At 54.0% G+C, this 18968-nt stretch carries 18 protein-coding genes; 8 read left to right on the forward strand and 10 right to left on the reverse strand.

What is annotated here, in order from left to right:
- Positions 1-69 precede the first annotated feature (69 nt).
- The gene (locus LKE08_RS20885; RefSeq protein ID WP_324706183.1) at positions 70-843 is read right to left on the reverse strand and encodes a TIGR01548 family HAD-type hydrolase; all 774 of its coding nucleotides are present in this window, start codon (positions 841-843) and stop codon (positions 70-72) included.
- Between the two features lie 97 nt (positions 844-940).
- On the opposite strand from LKE08_RS20885, the gene LKE08_RS20890 reads away from it, so the two are divergent.
- On the forward strand, positions 941-1240 hold the full coding sequence (locus LKE08_RS20890) for a 30S ribosomal protein PSRP-3 (RefSeq protein WP_324706184.1): 300 nt from the start codon (positions 941-943) through the stop codon (positions 1238-1240).
- Positions 1241-1512: 272 nt separating this feature from the next.
- Positions 1513-2205, forward strand: a complete 693-nt coding sequence (locus LKE08_RS20895) for a Mo-dependent nitrogenase C-terminal domain-containing protein (protein ID WP_324706185.1) — start codon at positions 1513-1515, stop codon at positions 2203-2205.
- A 351-nt stretch (positions 2206-2556) separates the two neighbouring features.
- Here the strand turns inward: LKE08_RS20895 and LKE08_RS20900 are convergent, their stop codons facing one another.
- Both LKE08_RS20900 and LKE08_RS20905 read right to left on the reverse strand, forming a co-directional pair.
- Positions 2557-3300 carry a hypothetical protein gene (locus tag LKE08_RS20900; protein ID WP_324706186.1) on the reverse strand — a complete coding sequence of 248 codons (744 nt, stop codon included), beginning with the start codon at positions 3298-3300 and terminating at the stop codon, positions 2557-2559.
- A gap of 91 nt (positions 3301-3391) precedes the next feature.
- Complete coding sequence (locus LKE08_RS20905) at positions 3392-4900, reverse strand: UbiD family decarboxylase (protein ID WP_324706187.1); 1509 nt, start codon at positions 4898-4900, stop codon at positions 3392-3394.
- A gap of 485 nt (positions 4901-5385) precedes the next feature.
- Between LKE08_RS20905 and LKE08_RS20910 the strand changes: the two genes are divergently transcribed.
- The gene (locus tag LKE08_RS20910) at positions 5386-5955 is read left to right on the forward strand and encodes a Uma2 family endonuclease (RefSeq protein WP_324706188.1); all 570 of its coding nucleotides are present in this window, start codon (positions 5386-5388) and stop codon (positions 5953-5955) included.
- 272 nt (positions 5956-6227) lie between these two features.
- Here LKE08_RS20910 and LKE08_RS20915 read toward each other — a convergent pair whose 3' ends face one another.
- Positions 6228-6443, reverse strand: coding sequence for a hypothetical protein (locus LKE08_RS20915; protein ID WP_324706189.1), 216 nt, complete (start codon positions 6441-6443; stop codon positions 6228-6230).
- 258 nt (positions 6444-6701) lie between these two features.
- Between LKE08_RS20915 and LKE08_RS20920 the strand changes: the two genes are divergently transcribed.
- The 3 genes from LKE08_RS20920 to hppD all read left to right on the forward strand — a co-directional run bounded on the left by LKE08_RS20920 (position 6702) and on the right by hppD (position 10799).
- Positions 6702-7973, forward strand: a complete 1272-nt coding sequence (locus LKE08_RS20920; protein WP_324706190.1) for an amino acid permease — start codon at positions 6702-6704, stop codon at positions 7971-7973.
- 136 nt (positions 7974-8109) lie between these two features.
- Positions 8110-9522: an NYN domain-containing protein gene (locus tag LKE08_RS20925; RefSeq protein WP_324706191.1), complete on the forward strand. Its 1413-nt coding sequence runs from the start codon at positions 8110-8112 to the stop codon at positions 9520-9522.
- Between the two features lie 218 nt (positions 9523-9740).
- Positions 9741-10799 (forward strand): 4-hydroxyphenylpyruvate dioxygenase, encoded by a 1059-nt coding sequence (gene hppD, locus LKE08_RS20930; RefSeq protein WP_324706192.1) that lies wholly within the window; start codon positions 9741-9743, stop codon positions 10797-10799.
- A 99-nt stretch (positions 10800-10898) separates the two neighbouring features.
- Here hppD and LKE08_RS20935 read toward each other — a convergent pair whose 3' ends face one another.
- The 4 genes from LKE08_RS20935 to serA all read right to left on the reverse strand — a co-directional run bounded on the left by LKE08_RS20935 (position 10899) and on the right by serA (position 14420).
- Positions 10899-11354 carry a YeeE/YedE family protein gene (locus LKE08_RS20935; protein WP_324706193.1) on the reverse strand — a complete coding sequence of 152 codons (456 nt, stop codon included), beginning with the start codon at positions 11352-11354 and terminating at the stop codon, positions 10899-10901.
- 4 nt (positions 11355-11358) lie between these two features.
- Positions 11359-11781: a YeeE/YedE thiosulfate transporter family protein gene (locus tag LKE08_RS20940; protein WP_324706194.1), complete on the reverse strand. Its 423-nt coding sequence runs from the start codon at positions 11779-11781 to the stop codon at positions 11359-11361.
- Positions 11782-11806: 25 nt separating this feature from the next.
- Entirely contained in the window at positions 11807-12700 is an 894-nt protein-coding gene (gene prmA, locus LKE08_RS20945; protein ID WP_324706195.1) for a 50S ribosomal protein L11 methyltransferase, read from the reverse strand.
- Between the two features lie 136 nt (positions 12701-12836).
- Positions 12837-14420, reverse strand: coding sequence for a phosphoglycerate dehydrogenase (serA, locus tag LKE08_RS20950; RefSeq protein WP_324706196.1), 1584 nt, complete (start codon positions 14418-14420; stop codon positions 12837-12839).
- A gap of 358 nt (positions 14421-14778) precedes the next feature.
- Here serA and LKE08_RS20955 point away from each other — a divergent pair, with 358 nt between their 5' ends.
- Positions 14779-15282 carry a hypothetical protein gene (locus tag LKE08_RS20955; RefSeq protein ID WP_324706197.1) on the forward strand — a complete coding sequence of 168 codons (504 nt, stop codon included), beginning with the start codon at positions 14779-14781 and terminating at the stop codon, positions 15280-15282.
- Between the two features lie 73 nt (positions 15283-15355).
- Here the strand turns inward: LKE08_RS20955 and LKE08_RS20960 are convergent, their stop codons facing one another.
- Together LKE08_RS20960 and LKE08_RS20965 are read right to left on the reverse strand one after the other, a co-directional pair.
- A complete protein-coding gene (locus LKE08_RS20960; RefSeq protein ID WP_324706198.1) occupies positions 15356-16828 on the reverse strand; it encodes a haloacid dehalogenase-like hydrolase in 1473 nt (490 codons plus the stop codon).
- A 564-nt stretch (positions 16829-17392) separates the two neighbouring features.
- Positions 17393-18046 carry a DUF2301 domain-containing membrane protein gene (locus tag LKE08_RS20965; protein WP_375341453.1) on the reverse strand — a complete coding sequence of 218 codons (654 nt, stop codon included), beginning with the start codon at positions 18044-18046 and terminating at the stop codon, positions 17393-17395.
- Between the two features lie 85 nt (positions 18047-18131).
- Here LKE08_RS20965 and LKE08_RS20970 point away from each other — a divergent pair, with 85 nt between their 5' ends.
- The gene (locus tag LKE08_RS20970) at positions 18132-18776 is read left to right on the forward strand and encodes a calcium-binding protein (RefSeq protein ID WP_324706199.1); all 645 of its coding nucleotides are present in this window, start codon (positions 18132-18134) and stop codon (positions 18774-18776) included.
- Positions 18777-18968: the final 192 nt, after the last annotated feature.

Here is an 18968-nt window from a genome sequence, read left to right on the forward strand (position 1 = left end):
TTGATAAAACTTTATTTTTGCATCCGGCCAGTCGGTCGGCCGATTCTGACTCGTTTGAACCGAGACAAATTATGGATGAATTATTGCCAAAATCCGCTCGGGTGTCAGGTTCTCCACGCGATCGAGGACGACCGTCGCCCCGGCATTTTTGAGCGTCTTCTCGTAGGCTTCCCGACGGTCTGGGTTTTCCCGGACGTGGGGGGGTAAGATGCCGACTCCCACCCAAGTCCGGCCGGGGTGGTGTTCCCGGGCTTTTTGCACCGTGTAGAGGTCGGCGACGGTATCGCCGGCGTAGACCACCGGAAGGGTCGAGTCTTCGGCTTCTACCTGGGAAATCGTGGCGAATAATCCGCTGGGGTCGGGTTTTCCGGGGGCATCCTCCATCGCGATCAAGGCCGGGTTTCTCAGGTCGAGTTTTCCCCGCAAAACGTACAGGGCCTCGTCCCGCATCGCCCCGCTGAAGAATCCCCAACCGATCGCCGCGTCGGTGAGGTGGCGGAAATAGTCGGGGGTGCACAGCAGGGGTTCGGAACAGATGTAACCCGTCCAGTTGTCGGGATCGGAACCCCGGTAGCGGGATTGGAAAAAGGCCACCATTTCGTCATAATCCAGGGCGATCGCATCCCGAGATTGGCCCCGACTCTCGAAATGCCGGCCGATCAACTCCCGGGAGGCCTCCCAGTCGTTGTTCCAGATTCCTTCGGACTTGAGGCGGTCGATGTCGGCTAGGGTGGGGCGGTAGCTGCCGGTGAAGTGTTCGACGGTATCCGCGATCGCCCGCCGGTAAGACCCTCCCACGTCCCGGATCACTCCGTCAATATCGAAAATTGCGATGGCTTTCATATTCGGTCGAGTCGAATGGCTACAGAACATCGATGCTGTGTTATAATAGTACGCTGTGTATTTTTTGAAATGAACTCGGATTGACCCGGAGGTGTAATTGTCAAGGTTCGTTCTCAAAGTTCTCTGGCTCGATGATAATGTAGCGCTGGCCGTTGACCAAGTGGTGGGTAAGGGCAGCAGCCCCCTCACCTCCTACTTTTTCTGGCCCCGCAACGACGCCTGGGAACAACTCAAAACGGAAATGGAAGCCAAGCGCTGGATTGGCGATGTCGAGCGCATCGAGTTGCTCAACAAAGCGACTGAAGTCATCAACTACTGGCAGGAAGAAGGCAGACGGCGTCCCCTCGGGGAGGCCCAAGCCAAGTTTCCCGAAGTCATCTTTACTGGTAGCAGTTGATCCGAACCGGTGCAATAATTTAACGAGTTTGAGCCTACAGCCCGGTGGTGTAGGCTTTTGCTCTGTTTGGGGGAGGTTTTCAGCGCGATCGCCGCGATAGAATGAAACTGTGCGACACGTCACGGATACGATCCGGAATTGCGGGCATACTGTTGGACAGACAATCCTAATCAAGTTTCTAAATCGGGTCGCCCGAACCCGAATCGGTCGGACGGACTTTCGATATTAGAAGGGCTCATTCTGGACAGGAGATCTCACCGCGAGGAGAACTGATGAACAGCACCGCTCAATCTTCCCAGTACCAGTACACTAGGGAACAAACCGTCGCCTGGATTCGAGGCCTGCTGACGTTAGCCTGGGCTGACGGTCAGTTCGACGAAGAAGAAAAAGAATTGATCGCCTCCATCACCCACGACATCCTCGCCAGCGATATGGATGTCGATACCCTCGAACCTATTTCGCCCGGGGAACTGGCGGCGGTTTTGGGACGCCACACGCTGATCGGCGAAAACTTCTTGCGGACGGCGGTGATGGTCGCCCTCGCGGATGGGATTTATTCGGTTTGCGAAGATGACATCCTGCACCAATTCTGTGAGGCTTTGGATTTAAAAGTCAAGGCCCTGGAGTCCCTGAGACATACCCTGGAAGATGTTTCGGAGGGATGGTGCAAGCCGTCCCCAAAATCCGATCGCAAAAAACATCACCCCGTTGACGTGCTCAGTCCCGTCAAGCACTGGTTGGACGACTGGGACCTTCACGATCCGAAAGTCGCCCATTTCATCTGCAAAATGGTTCCCCCCCAATGTCCGTTCGAGCGGGATATCAAACTCTTCGGACACAAAATCGTCCACATCCCCCCCATGTGCAAGCTCAACCCCCTCTACGAACAACTCGTCGGCCTGCGCTTTCGGGCTCTATCTTACCTCGCCGACGAGTGCAACGAGGATGTCTCCCAATATTTTTAGTTCAAAGACCAGAAAAAAAAGAAAAAAAGCCTGCTCCACTCGGGGCAGGCTGTTCTCGTAGCATCTCTTGTGTTTATATTGGTATCATCCCCCATCCACCTCGCTTGACACTTCCTCCGATGGGCTCATCCGGACGGGCGATATTTCTGAAACGCCCTGGATTGATAGCGATCGCCAAAAATGCGACGAAGTCAATCGGGTTGAGGCACGAAACCCAACCCAAAAAGATGGGAGTCGCCTCACTCGGCCTCACCGAATCATGTCAAGTTTCGGGCATCAGTGATCATATCGATTTTTGCTCCTTGAATGACAGCAATAGTTTTCATAAAAACTATTAGAGCGGACATGATATCATTTATCCAGCCAATAGCCGTAATGGCGACTATAGTATGGCGAATGAAGTTCCTCGTACAAATCCTCTATAGAACACTCCACATTATCACACAATTTACTTTCCCATTCCTCCCACTCTAATTCCGTGATAACTCGGGTCGCTTTGGAGATTTTCAAAGCGTGTGCAGGTTTGACAAATCTCCGGCGTTGCCAGCCAACGAAGGGATATCCAGAGAACCATATGACCGCTTTTTGACAGTCATTAATCACCGGAATATCCAAGTTTAACTGTTCTCTCATATAGATTCCTAGTGACAGGGCTTGGCTTTCATAATTCTCGAAAATCTCGCTGTCCCATTCGCGCCATGCCATCACCAATGGTCTAGCCCAAGCATGGTCTTGATAAACGGCTTTGGCAACGATAATTTCAAGGGTTGTGGGAGTCCAGTCATAGGTTTCTAAAAACCGTTCAACCGCCTCGTCATCTTCCAAATCCAGATCGATTTCGAGGTCGTCAATCAAGTATTCGAGATCGGCATCTTGCCAGTTTTGTTGATACCACTCCCGAATCTCTTCCGCTGGAAAGTATTGACAAGCCTCTGCAAAGGTCAACCTTTCCCATCCCGCATCGGTGACAATTTTTCCGTCCGAATTGGCGACTAATTTCCGCGATGTTTTCACCAAATCATCTATATCGAAAGACGCATAAAAATTGTCTATTCTTCGACCTTTTTTTTTGTGTCGCGATCGCTTCTTACCCATCGTCCACTCACCTGATATTGTTTCCAATTGTCTGACCGAAAATTTCCAATAGAAAAGGGGGGAAAGTTTTTGGGCTTTACCCCCTGGGTAACTATCGCATTTCATACCCGAACTTATTCGGGTCAACTTCGGTCAAATTCACATCCCCCAAACCGTACTCCGCCCAGCGGCGTTCCACCATCGCCGCCACGTCCGGATCGGACTCCAGCGGTTCCCCCCATTCGTGCTCCGTTTCCGGGGGGATTTTGGTGGTCGCGTCGATGCCCATCCGTCCCCCTAAGCCGATTTTTTGACTGGCAAAATCTAAACTATCAAAGGGCGTATCGGGGAGAATAAACACATCCCGAGACGGGTCAACTTTTGAGGTAATCGCCCACACCACCTGACGCGGATCGCGGATATTAATTTCCTTGTCCACCACGATCACAAATTTGGTATAAGTAAATTGGGGCAGGGCACTCCAAAACGCCAGCGCCGCCCGCCGTGCCTGTCCGGGATACGCTTTATCGATGGAGATGACCGCTGCCTTGTAACTGAGGGCTTCCATCGGTAAAAAGAAATCGCAAATTTCCGAAACCTGCTGGCGGAGAATCGGCGTATAAATGCGGTTGAGTGCGATCGCCATCATCGCCTCTTCTTTGGGCGGGCGTCCGCTAAATGTGGTCAAATAAATCGGATCGTTGCGGTGGGTGACGCAGTGGAACCGGATCAGCGGCGAATCCTCCACGCCGCCATAATAACCCATGTGATCCCCGAACGGTCCGTCCGGCAACATTTCCCCCGGCGTGATAGTCCCTTCCAGGACAAATTCCGAGTCCGCCGGGACTTCCAAATCCACCGTTCTGCACTTCGCCAACTGCACGCCGGAACCGCCGTAGAGCCCCGCAAACAGCCACTCTGACAAGTCTACCGGAATCGGAGTCGCCGCCGCCATCAGAATCAACGGATCGACACCGAGGGCGATCGCAATTTCCAGCTTTTTACCATTTTCCGCCGCCTTCCGCAGGTGTCTCGCCCCGCCCCGCACGGACAGCCAGTGCACGGTCATGGTATTCTCGGACTGGAGTTGCAGGCGATAAACCCCGACGTTGGGAGTTCCCGTCTCGCAATCTTTAGTAATCACCAATCCCAACGTGATAATCTTCCCCGCATCTCCCGGATAGGGCCGAATCATCGGAATTTTGGTCAGATCCACATCCGATCCTTCCGTCACCACCTGCTGACAGGGGGGAAAAAAGTTCCGTCCCGGCTTCGCTTTCACCACGTCGAACAGGATTTTACCAAAATCGATCGCCTGGGAGATTTTTTTGGGCGGCTTGGGTTGTTGCAGCATCCCCAGCTTTTTCCCCAACTCTTCCAACTCCTGGGGTTTATCCATATTCATCGCCCAGCAAACCCGTTGTTCGGTGCCGAGCAGGTTCACCGCTACCGGGTGGGCGGCGCCTTTGACATTCTCGAACAGGAGGGCGGGCCCCCCGCACTGTAACATCCGGTTGGAAATTTCCGCAATTTCTAAATCCGGGTCTACGAGGGCATCGATGCGCCGCAACTGTCCCCGTTCTTCCAATATTTTTAAAAATCCCCGCAGATCTCGTGCCATTGTTTTGAGTGTTTTTAACGATTCCGAGCTAATGTTATTATAGGGAAAAAATGGGAAATAGGGAAGGTAACTTCTGTTGTTGCGCTTGGGCGCTTCCCAGTTACAGCGCTTCGCGCAGTAATGAGGTACAGCAGTAAAAGATCCCCCCTAACCCCCCTTAATAAGGGGGGAATAAGAAAGTCCCCGTTGAAGTTTCTAGCGTTGCCTCCTCTGGCTCCCCCGGACTAATTTCTAGCGTTGCCTCCTCTGGCTCTCCCCTTTCTCCCCCCTTTCAAAGGGGGGCTGGGGGGGATGGGGGCGGGGGGGGATCGAAGGGGGATAATGGGGGATAAAAATGTACCGCATAGCAGAGCAAACTGCTGTATTGGTTGTTGCGCTTGGGCGCTTCCGAGGGGTTCAAGCCCAAAAGCGATCGCCCGACAACGATTTCGGAACAATTTGATTTGATAAAATTATCGCATCAATGATAATGGGGGATCGGTTCGATGATTGCGTTTTCTGATTCGTCCCGGATGACGGCGGAAGAATACCTGAAATGGGAAGCGTTGCAGGATGTGCGATACGAATTGATCGATGGAATTGCGGTGGCGATGACAGGGGGAACGATCGCCCACAACGATATCGCCCTCAATTTTAATGACAAATTACGGCCCGTTTTGCGTCCGAAAGGCTGTCGGGTGAATGTGTCGGATGTGAAAGTCACGGTAGAAGCGACGGGGAATTATTTTTATCCCGATTTGGTAGTCAGTTGCGACGATCGCGATTTGGAAGCGACCAAAGAAATTCGGTTTCCGAGGCTATTAATTGAGGTTTTATCTCCCAAAACGGAGGCAAAAGATCGGGGCATCAAATGGCAACATTATCGGCAAATTCCGACGTTGCAAGAATATGTTTTGGTGAGTTCTGACCGCATTTTAGTAGAGTGTTTTCGTCGGCGGGAGGCTTTTTGGATGTATCAGGCATTGGGGACGGGGGAAATTTTGCAGTTGGAAAGCGTGGGGGTTTCCGTCGCGGTAGATGATTTGTATGACGGGGTGGCGATCGCGGATGATTGAACCACTTACCGCAATCTTTGATAAAGTTCAGCGTTTTTCTGCAAAACGTATTCCATCGCCAAATGAATGTCATATCAAATCCGGTTAAATACTCAAACATCGGGCAACCCGAGACGTTTGCCCCCAAGGGAAGCCGATCTCCCCCCTTATCTCCCCCCTTACAAAGGGGGGTAGGGGGGGATGGGGACTGGGGGGGATGGCGATCAATTGTAAATAGAGAAGCAAAACTCGCATCATATAAAATTCGTTTAAATGCCCGAATTTCTCGGAAATCAATTCCCCTGTAAGGGCGGTTCGCGAACCGCTCCTACGAGTTCGTCACAAAACTCCAGATAATCATCAACAGAGTCACGAAAAGCCTGATTCGCTTCCTCAACAGTTTTTCCCTGAAAGGTAATCGTATCTTTAATATCTAAAACATAACCAAAAAGAATTTGGCGATCTGTATCGACTTCAATTTGAGCGGTGTAACCTTGATATGTCAGCATCGTTGGTTCAGCCACAGAAGAGAAAGTATAGCAGTTTTCTATCCAGTGCGATACATCCGATCCCCCTAAATCCCCCTTGGCAAGGGGGACTTGAAATGCCTACCGTATCTGATTAGCCTGAAAGAGGCTATATCTGCACTATCGCCCAGCTTGATAACATTTTATCCTCGATTGTGTCTCGATCGCCCCCCAGATTACCTTCCCTTAACCTCAATCCCCTAAACTCAGATCTGATAATATCGGGCATTTTGTCGTTCAATGCCAGAATCCGCATCTATCCTCAAACGAGAATTGGGCGTCTTCGGCGCCACCCTGATGGGGTTGGGGTCGATCCTGGGAACCGGGGTATTTGTCAGCATCGGCATCGCCGCCGGGATCTCCGGGCCGGCGGTCATTTTGGCGATCGCACTCGCGGCAATGGTGGCCGTCGCCAACGGGTTGAGTAGTGCCCAGTTAGCCGCCAACCACCCCGTCAGCGGGGGAACCTACGAATACGGCTATCGTTATTTAACTCCGGAATTGGGATTCGTCGCCGGTTGGATGTTCCTGCTGGCAAAAAGTGCCTCGGCGGCGACGGCGGCTTTGGGGTTTTCCGGCTACGTTTTGAATGCCTCGGGAGGCGAGGGGGTGTCCGTGCCCCTGGCGTTGGCGGCGGTGGCGGGATTGACGGCGGTGGTGCTCGGCGGGTTGCGTCGATCTAACATTGCCAATATTGCGATCGTTTCGATTACTTTATTGTCTTTGTCGGTATTTATTTTGTCGGGTTTACCCGTGGCTTTGTCGGCGGCGGGAAGCGATCGCCTGACTCCTTTTTTCCCAGTCGAAAATCCCGTCGCGGCCCTGTTGCAGGGTACCGCTTTGATGTTCGTCGCCTATACCGGATACGGACGCATCGCCACCCTGGGGGAGGAAGTGCGGGAACCGAGGCGGACGATTCCTCGGGCAATTATTGTCACGATGTCGGTGACGATGGTGTTGTATGTCGGCGTGGCGTGGGTTGCCGTGGCGACGGCGGGGGCGGCGGGTTTGGGTGCTGCCCCGCTGGAGGTGGCGTCCCGGGCCTTCGGGGTTCCCGGCCTGCCCCAATTGGTGGCCCTGGGTGCGATCGCGGCCATGTTGGGGGTGTTGCTGAATTTGATTTTGGGCCTGTCTCGGGTATTATTGGCGATGGGACGGCGGGGGGATATGCCCGCCCGGGTGGGGAGATTGAATGCGTCGGGGACGACTCCCACGGCCGCTGTGGTGGTGATGGGGACGACAATCGCACTGTTGGTATTAATCGGAAATCTGAAGATTACCTGGTCTTTGAGCGCCTTCAACGTTTTGATTTACTATGGAATTACCAATTGGGCGGCGCTGCGATTGTCTCCCGAAGAGAGACTCTATCCCCGCTGGATCGCCGGGGTGGGGTTGGCGGCTTGTTTTTTCCTGGCGTTTTGGGTGGAGTGGCGGATTTGGGTAGCTGGAGTTTTGGCGATCGCAATTGGAGCCCTGTGGCGGGCGATCGTGCGATCCCGGGGGCGATCTTGAGGAATCCTATCGGGATGAAATGCCGTTTTCTGTAGCCCCCGAGCCCATCCGATCCCGGAACGTGTTACCCTAAATTGTAATCATCACAAGTCTGAGCGATTTGTCAAGGGCGATGCCCATGCCTCATCAGTCGAGCGTGTCACAGACAACCAATGGAACGACAGCGGTTCATGCGATCGGGGATTTGATTTATCAAACCCTGGTTTCGTTATATCAAAATCACCCCGAACGGCTGGACGATCGCTATCAAAAGATTCGTTGGGATCAACCCCAATGTCGGACGGCACTGTTGGATAAACTCACACCGGGGTTAAGTCAAGCCAAAAATCGGGACGCATTATTTTCTAAAGTTCACGGTTATCTGAAATCCCTCCTCAATTCAGATGCGATCGCCGCGGCTGAGTTTGAACGCCTCAAACCCCAACTCGAACAACTGTTCGACGCCGCCCCATCCGCCGAAAATTCCGCCACCCATTCCGCCACCCATTCCGCCCCTCCTGGCTTCAACGGTCGCGGAGTCGGCAACAACGGCATTAGTATTTTACTCCTCGATGCCGAAAATATTCAACTCGACGGCGCGATCGAAAAATTTTTGGAAAAAATCTGCCACTATCCCCTACAAATTCGGGTCGCCTTTGCCAACTGGCGGAGTATGGGAAAAAAAGATGCCGAGTTCCACCAGCGGGGCTATCAATTGATTCACGTTCCGGCGGGAAAAGATAGCGCAGACTTGAAAATGGCGACGGTGGGATCGTCGATTTTTGTCCACTATCCGACGGCGCGGGAAGTGCTGGTCTGTTCCTCCGATCGCGCCCTGATCCACCTGTGCAATACCCTGCAATCCCACGGTCTGACGGTGTATCAAGTCCGCAAGGACAAAGAGAAAATTATCGTTTCCAACAGTCAGAATGGGACGACGGAAACTTATTCTTTGGTTCCGCCGCCGGAAATTCCCAGCGTGGAAGATTTTTTGACCCAGCTTAAAGGCCTCATCCAAGAAGAGCAAAATCGCACCAACAGCCCTTGGGTCAAACTTTCCAGGCTGTCAAATCTTTACCGCAACCAATATAAATTGACGTTGAGCCAGGTCGTATCTTGCCATTATCCAGATGCCAACGTCCGAGATATTTTTGTCAACAATCCCCTGGTTTTTGCCGTCCACCAGCCCTCCGGAAAATCGCAAATTTACGTCACTTTATTCCAGGATAATTCATCTCCAAATAATCCTTCCGAAACTCTCCCCCAAAAACCGACGGATGCGATCGCGCCCATCGCCTCGCAGTCGGATTTGGAAACGGCCCTGGTCGAGTTGATGGCGGAACTGACTCAAAATTCCGATAATCCTTTCGTTCCCATCTCGATTTTGGGCAGTCATTTTAATAAAAAATACGGGCAAGCTATCACCCAACTGATCCGCCAATTTCAAGCCGGCGGAAAATTCCCAAAATTTTTGGAGTCCTGCCATTCGTTTAAACTTGAAAAAACGGAGAGGGGTTGGCAGGTTTGCCTGTCAACCGCCGAGTCCGTCGGTTTGTTGGCGTCGGAATAAAAATCGGCCATTCCCCGTCTTCCCCGCTTTTATTGATGCAAAGACCGGTAATCTTGTCCGGCGATTTAAACCTCTCCCTTTGGGTAGATATCGATAATTTTAAGAGTCCATTGTCAGGTTGAATGGGCGGGGGTTCCCGATCGCTTTCCGGAGATCTTCTATACTGAAAAGCGGATTGTCGGAATTGCCAACTCGTCATCGTTCATTTGATTCATTCTATGAAGTTCGACCACATTCACTTTTATGTTGAGGATGCCGAAGCGTCCCGCAATTGGTTTATTGAGAAACTCGGATTTCGGGGGGTGGGACAGGCGGTAACGGAGGGGTGTCACACGGAGGCGATCGCAAATGGCCCCGTCTATATTTTGCTGTCCTCGCCCCGAGAGTCCCGCAGTCCCGTGGCGAAATTTCTCGCCCACCACCCCCCCGGCGTTGCGGACGTTGCCTTTCGGGTGGCGGACGCGGATGGGGCCGTCGATCGCGCGATCGCCGGCGGGGCGAAACTCCTCGAACCCCTACAACATCGCGAATTTGCGATCGGGACCCTGCGGTGGGCGACGATTTCCGGCTGGGGAGATTTGCGACATTCCCTCGTCGAAGTGAAAGGAATCCCTTCCGACTCTCGCCTCCTCCTCCACTGTCCGAATCCCGTCCGGCAAGCGCCATCGCCCCTGCAGTTGACGGCGATCGACCATGTGGTATTAAATGTAGATGGGGGGGATCTGGAGACGGCTTTGAAGTGGTACGAACGGGTTTTGGGACTGCAACCGCAACAAACGTTTAATATCCAAACCGATCGCTCGGGCCTGCAAAGTCGGGTGATGGTCCACCCGGACGGGGAAACCCAATTTCCCATCAATCAACCCGCTTCGGAAACCTCTCAAATCCAAGAATTTTTGGATGTCAACCGGGGTTCGGGCATCCAACATATCGCCCTGCGATCGGACAATATTATTCACGCCATCCGCTCTTTAAAAGGTCGAAATTTACCGTTTCTGTCGGTTCCCCAAACCTATTACGAACAGATGCAAGAAAAGGGGGGCGATCGCCGTTTGCGGGGCGATTGGGACGAGATTCGAGAGTTGCAAATTTTGGCGGACTGGCAAGATCCGACGTCGGAGGCGATGCTGTTGCAAATTTTCACCCGGCCGATTTTTTCCCAACCCACCTTCTTTTTTGAATTGATCGAGCGGCGGGTGGATGCCCGGGGCTTCGGCGAAGGGAATTTTCAGGCTTTATTCGAGGCGATCGAACGGGAGCAGTTGCAGCGGAAATAATTGGGGTGTGCTCGGTGCTCGGTGCTCGGTGTTCGGTGCTCGGTGCTCGGTGGGGTGTGGTCGGAAATCTGTACAATAACTGATTATCCGAACTTGATATCAACCATCACTGGAGGGGACGGGGGGTTGGGATTTGGGGCGGGTCGAATACCATTTGTAGGTGAAAGAACCGGCGATCATGGCGATGAGAAATAATACAGGGTTGAGGATGCCCAAAATGAGGGCGGTGATGGCGGGGCCGGGGCAGTAGCCGGCAATGCCCCAGCCGATGCCGAAGATGGCGGCGCCGGCGATGAGGGGAAAGTCGATATCTTTTCGGGTGGGGAGGTAGAATTTTTCGGAGAACAGGGGGTGGGGGAGGCGGAGGACGAAGCGAAAGGCGATCGCGGTGACGCCGACGGCGCCGCCGAGGACGAAGATCAGGGTGGGGTCCCACAGGCCAACGATATCCAAAAATCCCAACACGCGATCGCGATCGATCATCTGGGACAAACCGAGTCCGAAGCCGAACAAAAGGCCGGAAATGAGGACAATTACATTCTGTTTGAGGTTCATTTTTTTAGACTCCCAAAACGTGTCGCGTGATAAAAACGGTGATGAAGGCGGTGGTCATAAAGGTGAGCACCGCGACGAGTGATCGCCCCGAGAACCGGCCGAGTCCGCAGACGCCGTGTCCGCTGGTGCAGCCGTTACCCATGCGGGTGCCGAACCCGACCAAAAAGCCGCCGAGGAGCATCGCCGCGGGGGCGAAGGTCGAGGTGGGGGTGGGTTGGGCGGCGAAGCCGTATTCGTAGAGGGCGGCCCCCCCCAGCAAACCGAGGATAAACAGCCACCGCCAAGCCTCCTGGGAGGCGAAGGTGACGGCGCCGTTGACCATGCCGCTAATGCCGGCGATGCGTCCGGTGAAGGCTAACAGCAGGGTGGCGCTCAGGCCGATCGCGGCGCCGCCGATCATCGCAGTTATCCAGTTAAACTCTGCCATCGATGTGTCCTCCAATATTCGATATTTAGCATCGCCGGATGTTGAAGCAGCACCACTCCTTCCGCTTCCAGAGGGTGGCGACGATCCAGCCGTGTTGTTCGAGGGTGTCGGCGATCGGTTTAGCCTGGTCGAGTAGGATGCCGCTGAGGACGCCCCAGGTGCTCGCTGTGGCGATCGCGTCAAATTGGGGGATCAGGTCCATGATCACCTCCGCCAAAATATTGCAGACGATGCCGTCCACCGGGCCGCCGGCGAGTCGGATCAACTGCTCGACGCTCCCGGCTTCGACCACCATCTGCTCGTTGGAGATGCGGTTGAGGGCGCGGTTGTGGCGTGCGGCCCGCACGGCCAGGGGGTCGGTGTCCACGCCGTAGACCTTGCTGGCCCCCAACAAGATGGCGCCGATGCCCAGAATTCCCGAACCGCAGCCGACATCCCCGACCACGATCGGCCGGTCTTCCTTGACGCCCAACCGCATTTCCAGGGACTCCAAACAGAGCTGGGTCGTGGCGTGGGCGCCGGTGCCGAAGGCGACCCCCGGATCGAGTCGCAGCACCAGGCGGTCCGTTTTTTCGGGGAGGGACAGCCAGGCCGGGTAGACGAGAAAGCGATCGCCGATTTCCGCCGGTTCCCAATGTTGCTTCCAACTGCTGGCCCAGTCCTGCTCGTCGATCAGGTCCCACTGCACGACGGGCACCTGCATTTCCATGCACAGGGCATCCTGGCGCATCCACAGGGACAGGGCGGCGAGATCCAGCAGGTGAGCTTGGTCTTCGTGCAGATAAGCGCAAACCAAACAGGACTGATTTTTGGTCTGACTGGCGGTTCCCCGACAGCCGAAGCTATCCAGACGCCAAAAGACCGTTTCTTCCAGAGCCGGATCGCAGAGGACTCGAATTTCCCACCAGCTATGTGCCATATCAGTGTTTGTAGGGGGGCCTTACGCCGGACATTCCGACCGCGCCGGAAGGGGGCGAAGCGGGGCGCTCAGGGCGCATTTCCCGCCACCACCCTCCCGGTCTGCCGACGGCCCGCCTCCCCAGTTCCCTCCAACTTTACAGCGTCACCGTGTAGGCATCCCGAATGCCCGGTACTTTCATGATCTCACTCAACAGGCCGTCGGGCAACGGGTCGTCCAAACTCAACACCATCACGGCCTCGCCGCGCACGATCTTGCGGCCCACCTGCATACTGGCGATGTTGACGTTGAAGCTGCCCAAAAGGGAGCCGATTTTGCCGATGATCCCCGGCATATCCCGGTGCAGGGTGAACAGCATATAGCGGGTCGGCGGCACGTTGATCGGGAATTCGTCGATGTTCGTGACCCGAATTTCGCGATCGCCCAGCAGCGCCCCCGTCACAGAGTGGCTCCCCAAGGACCCGTTCGCGGCCAGGTGCAGCGATCCGGTGTAGTCGCACACCGACGCATCCCGCGTCTCAATCACCCGGATACCCCGCTCCTTCGCCTCGATGGTGGCGTTGACGTAATTCACCCGCTCCCGCAGGGCTTGGGAGAGCAGCCCCTTCAGGGCGGCCACCACCACCGGCTTGCTGTCCCGGGTAGCCAGATCCCCCTGCAGGCGCACGTCCAAGAAATCCACCCGTCCCCCGGCCAGTTGGCTGACCAAGTTCCCCAGGGTTTCCGCCAGTTGCAGGTAGGGTTTGAGCTGTTCGAGGGCGTCGGGGTACAGGCCGGGGATGTTCACCGCCGAGCGAGCCGGCAGTCCCAGCAACACGTCGCGAATTTGCTCGGCCACGTCGATCGCCACGTTGACCTGGGCCTCTTCCGTGGAGGCACCCAAGTGGGGGGTGAGGATGATTTTTTGACCCAACTCCCGCAGGGGGGAATTGTCCTCCAGGGGCTCGTTCTCGTAAACGTCGATCGCCGCCCCGGCAATTTGATCCGCTTTCAGGGCTTCCATCAGGGCGACTTCGTCCACGATGCCCCCCCGAGCGCAGTTGACGATCCGGGCCGAGGGCTTCATCTGCGACAGGGCCTCGGCGTCGATCAGGTGGTAGGTTTCTTTGGTCTTCGGCATATGCAGGGTGATGTAGTCCGACTCCCGCAGCAGCAAGTCCAGATCCACCAGGCGACAGCCCAACTGTTCGGCCCGTTCCTGGGAAATGAAGGGGTCGTAGGCGAGTAATTTCATCCCCATCGCCTTCGCCGCGGCGGCGACGTGGGAGCCGATTTTACCCAACCCCACGATGCCCAGGGTCTTTTTGTAGACTTCGACGCCGATAAATTTTTTGCGCTCCCACTTCCCACTTTTGACGGAGGTGTTGGCTTCGGGAATGTGGCGGGAGAGGGCTAACATCATGGCGACGGCGTGTTCGGCCGCGGCGATGGTGTTGCCCTGGGGGGAGTTGACCACCACGATCCCCTGGCGGGTGGCGGCGGCGACGTCAACGTTGTCCACTCCGACACCGGCCCGGCCGATGATCTTGAGCTGGGTTCCCGCTTCAACGATCTCTTGGGTGACGCGGGTCCCCGAGCGGATCATCAGGGCGTCGTATTCGGGGATAATTTTGACCAGTTCCTCGGGCGGGAGTCCGGTTTTGACGTCAACCTGAGCCACTTGGGAGAGGATGTCGATTCCGACGCGATCGATGGAATCAGATACAAGAACCTTAGGCATGGTTAGGCAAATCAATTGCGACGGCAGGGGGTCGGGTACCACGTCCTCGAATTGAAGGGATCGCGGCCCGGTGGAGAGCCGGTCGATGGGACTCTCAATTCGCGGTGGCAGATACCGCAGTAAGCTATTGTACCGGCAAGGGGGCCGCACCACGGCAAATGATTTGAAAAAATTTAGGTTTCCGGCACAAAAAATCGATGGGTTCGGGATGGGGAGCCGAACGAGAGTCCCCGCCCGAGGGCTTTTTTCCCGATTCCCGAAGGCCGCACGCAGTCCGAGCTGTCGGATTGACAAGGCTTCGGCGTTCATCAATAATTAAAATGAAATTCTACCCCTCGATTTTTTATTGTCGTCATTTATGAATTATCTGATTGCTGTTTTATCCGATCGCATCCAAGCGGAGGCGGCTTACGTCGCTTTAGAAAAAGAAGAGGTGCCTACCGATCGCGTCAGCATTTTGGGGAAAGGATACAAAAGTGCCGACGAATTTGGCCTGATCGATCCCAACGAACCCGCCCGAAAACAGGTGAAATTGATGGCGAGTTGGCTGATTCCCTTCGGATTTGTCGCCGGATACACCTTCAGCCTCATCACCGGACTCGACACCTTCGCCTGGGCGGGAGAAATCGGCAATCACGCCATCGGCGGGGTGCTCGGCGCCATTTCCGGGGGACTCGGTAGCCTCCTCGTCGGGGGCGGCGTGGGGTTGATTATCGGCGGCGGAGATGCGGTTCCCTATCGCAACCGCCTCAACGCCGGCAAATATCTCGTCGTGGTTCAGGGTTCGGAAACCCTGATCAGAAAATCCACTTCCATCCTGCGAAAATTCAACCCGGAAAATATTCAGGGATATACGATTTAGAATTGGGGGCGGAGAAAAAATTGACAATTCTCAACGCGATCGCCCGCATTGCATTTTCCCGCCCCCCTGCCGTTTATTTCGCGACGACGGAACGCTCTTTGGCGATCGGGTACGCCTGCTTTACGATTTGCCAGAATTGCTTGCGTCCCCGGTAGGCAGTCCACAGGAAAATGATCCCCGTTTGCCAACTCAAAAGGGCGGAAATTTGCTGGGTTCCGAGGGCGACGGAAATCATCAGAAATGCGAACAGGAAACACCGGAACAGTTCCCCCGGAAAGTTCATCCATTTCGCCTGTTTGCCCAGCCGGTAGACGATGTAGCCGATCCAGCGGGCCAGCACTTGGGCGGCGAAGAGCATGACGCCGGCGATGTTGGTCGTCGCCACCACCAAAAACCCGAAGCACTTGTGAATTTGGAGGACGAAATACAGCCAAACTCGGGTCTGTTTGTCGATGCGGTTGTAAGCCCAAAAACTGAGCCACACCGCGAACAGGAAGGCACACCAGGCGATCGCGTCGATGCCAATTGCCCGGAGAATTTCCACGTCCGGATTCAATAAATCGGATTGAAATTTGATGAACTCGTGCAAAAAGAGGCCGGGAATGGCGAAAATGACGGCCCACAAACTCGCCGGCCACAATTTCATCCGCTTCAGGTAACGCTGGTAGGTTTCGGAGAGGGTCGGTTTGTCTTCGTAGCGTTCGGCAACGAAGTCATTGTCGGCGTAGCCGAACTCGTAAATGCACCAGAACGATAACACCAAAAAGATCAGCGAGATGCCCTGCAAAACCGGATGGGGAGAAATCCAGGCGATCGCAAACACCAAAGCCAGCCAGTCATCTCCGAATACGTTGCGGACGAAATATTGCTCCCCGGGCCGCTTCGCCTTTTCCAAGTATAAAAACGGAATGTAGGCATCGGACATAGCCGGGACGTATTCCGCTTCCGGCCAGCGGATGAAGTAGGGGGCACCGACCATATTCAACAACTGTTCGTCGTCCATCGAATCCGTGATGACGGCGGCGTTGTCCAGTTCTTCCTGAGTCAAGGCCGCTTTCGCCAACTCGTGTTTTCCCCGCCGGCGATCGACGGCCCCCTGCAAAAATCGACAGGAAATCACGCCGTCCGGGACAAAGGGCAGATGTTTGAACATCGGATTGACGATCCAATCAAACCCCAATGTCGCGATAATAATCCGGGAATTTGAGGCATCGGTCAGGATTTTTACCAATCGCTGATTCGTGTGATTTTTAATCAGTTTCTTGGCCCGACTTTGCCACAATAAAAGCGTCCAAGGAAACAGCAGGGTTCCGATGACGACCCGACACCAATCCCGGGAAATGTCTCCTTTGAGTTTTCCGGGCAACCGGTTCCAAGGTTTCAATATGTCGAGGGCAATTAAGAGGATGGCCCCAAAGCTGCGGGGTTGCAAGCTGTTGAGATACTCTTCCGTCGAATTGCGGAGAAACAGTGTCTCGTCAAAATCGACGAGGACGACCCGATTTTCGAGGGATAGGGAGACTTCAGGAACGTCGATGGTTTCCATAGTTTAGAGTTTCGTAGAAAAAACCCGAATGAAGGCGACAGCAAAATTGTATTGAGGGTGACAATACCGATCGCTTTTGGGCTGGCAAATCGGCTCAATTCCATTGAAACTTGCACCTCACGATCCATATCGGTCTGACTCGACTGAGTAGATATCATCCAAAATACCACGCGGACGGAACCCCACGGTATCCCATTTTCTGATGTCCAGATTCCGATGCAATCGAGATCGAATCATTGCCCGAAACAATTCTACCCAATTGGTTTTGCAAAACGCAAGGATTCGGCTGCCATCAAACCCCACCAATCGGACATTTTACAAAAACTTTAAATAAACACAACTTATTGATTCTTGTTCGTTTCCACGCCCCAAACGGCGATCGCTTCCCATCTCCAACAATCAATTGAACTCAATTGCTCGCCGTCGGCATCCAGTTATCAGTATCAGTCTGATATATCGGAGCCCGGAAAATTGGGCGAGAGTCGCCCTGTTCCTGCAGTTCCCGGGACGGGGAGGTGCGAAAAGCGACCCCTTCAGAAAGTCGCTTCGCAACCGTTCCCCAACTCATGCTTGAGGCGATCGCCCCTGTTGAAGGTAATCAAACACGCTTTTATCGCCGATATCCGAAGGGATATTTTGAAAACACTTCCGAATCGCGAAAATTCCGAACTGAATCGCCCAAAAGAATAACAAAAACTTCTGATTGATGACCGACCAAATGCCGCCCATGTACCCCAACAACAGCAGGGGAACCAGGGGGGTGAGCAACTTGGTTTCCATGCGGTTGAAACAAAACGCTTCCTTGAAATAAATTCCCGTCAGGGCAACAAACGTGAACCCCACCCCGAACAGGGTGAGGGGATGGCCGTAGACAGCCAGGGCGAAGGGTTCCGGACTTTGGAGCCCCACGGCGAGGGAAGCCGCGCCCCCGATCGCCCAAAACAACTGAAGCAGTCGGTGTAGAATAATCGAATAGATGTGAATGGTGAACAGACTAACCCCCAGAGCCAGCCAGAAAAGGCCGTAAAGCGGAGTCAGCGCGTTGAGCACCGTGGGGTTGTCTCCCTGCCACAGGACCAAACCCGTCCCGACGGCGAAACAGAGGGCCGCGATCGCCAAACTCCCCCTGTAGATGAGAACGCCCCGGCGATCGTCCTCAGTGATGGTATATTCGCCGAACTGTCCCTGATAGACTTCAGACTCAGATGAGTGCGACATTTGAGTCACAATTCCCGTCTCCCATTTAATTCTAAGTGCCATTTAATCTATATTAAACCAATGCCCCTGTACCCAACGAACCACCATGCCCAAATTCGAGCAGAACTTCAAACGGCGATCGCCCCACCCGAAACCCGAAACGCTTCAACCCATTCAAATTGACGAGACGATCCAATTCACCTCCAGCGTTCAAGTCAGAGATGCCGCCGATCCCGACCTAACGGAATCCCTGGTGACGGTCCTCGAAAAAATGGAAGCCCTCGGACTCATCAGCCCGGAACAATTGCTCGAAGATGAAGGAGACGACCTCGATCTCGAAGCCTTTGAAGCCCAGATTAGAGAAATTTTGGGAACCCACGTTTCCGCCTCCCCGAAAAAACAGCTCAACTGTTATTTAAACTATCTCAAACGGCACGTTGAAAATCCCTGTCATCTGACCGGAGTCGATGAATTTGAGTGGGAAGAAAAATATTTATTCGGTTCGGGTTCTCGGAGCCAATATGAAAAACTGAAAAAACACAATCCCTCCCACAGCGACATTTTTTTACTGGTGCGATTTTCCCATCAATTCGATCTAGAAGACGGCATTAAAGTCGAAGTCCAAAGGTTGAGCGACGGAAAAAAATTCACCCTGCCCCTGGTGGAATTGGAAGCCACCGATCCGGATTCGATCAACTATCAGTTGATCGAAGATTATTCCCTGTGGTTTTTGAACTATTTTTCAGAATAAAAAAAACAATTAACAATCGTCTAATATTAATTATTAATTGTTAATTGTTCATGGTTAATTGTCGAAGGGCGCAAGACGCAGCGCCCCTACAATTCCTCGGCTCCCGAAATTTAAGCTTGACTTCTCCCCGGTCTAAAGACGCGGGGATTCTTAAGCCGTCCAAAACTGAACTCTTAAAGGCATAGTCAATGT

The organism is Lyngbya sp. CCY1209, from assembly GCF_035615495.1.
GTDB lineage: Bacteria > Cyanobacteriota > Cyanobacteriia > Cyanobacteriales > Microcoleaceae > Limnospira.